Below are 508 nucleotides of genomic sequence, written 5' to 3'. Positions count from 1 at the left end.
TGACAGAAGCCGGTGCGGCTCTCGTGGCATTGGCTGTCACGGCGGTTACGGGTGGAGCAGCCTCGGGCGCTGCCAGTGCCATTACCGGTGCTTTGGGGCTTGGCTCGAGCACCGCCATGAATGCGGCGATACAGGCTGGTGTCCAAGCGCTGATTAACAAAAGCGCTGTGGCTCTTGTCAATAATCGCGGCAATATTGCCGGTGCCTTGCATGAGCTTGGCTCTTCAAAGAATGTTCTCAGCATTGTCTCGTCGATATTGACAGCAGGCTTAACCAGCCAACTAACCGAAATGGCTGGTGTTGGGCAATCCTTGCCCAAAACGGCTCCTCTGGTTGATCGCATCACCCGTGAGGCGGAAAAGAACTTGATCAAAGCCGCCATTGGCACAGGCGTGCAAACGGCTCTTGAGGGTGGTTCTCTTGACAAGAACTTTTTTAACAATCTGCGCATCGCCCTGTCTGATACGGTTGGCAAATCGTTGGCGGAAGAAATCGGTACCGCCAAGGC

General features: G+C 54.9%; 1 protein-coding gene. It reads left to right on the top strand.

What is annotated here, in order from left to right; genetic code table 11:
• On the top strand, nucleotides 1-508 hold a 508-nt coding region (locus ACFIO5_RS13580; protein WP_375705702.1), incomplete at both ends, for a DUF637 domain-containing protein.

The organism is Bartonella sp. AA86SXKL (genome assembly GCF_042196885.1).
This window is presented reverse-complemented; position numbering and strand designations above follow the sequence as displayed.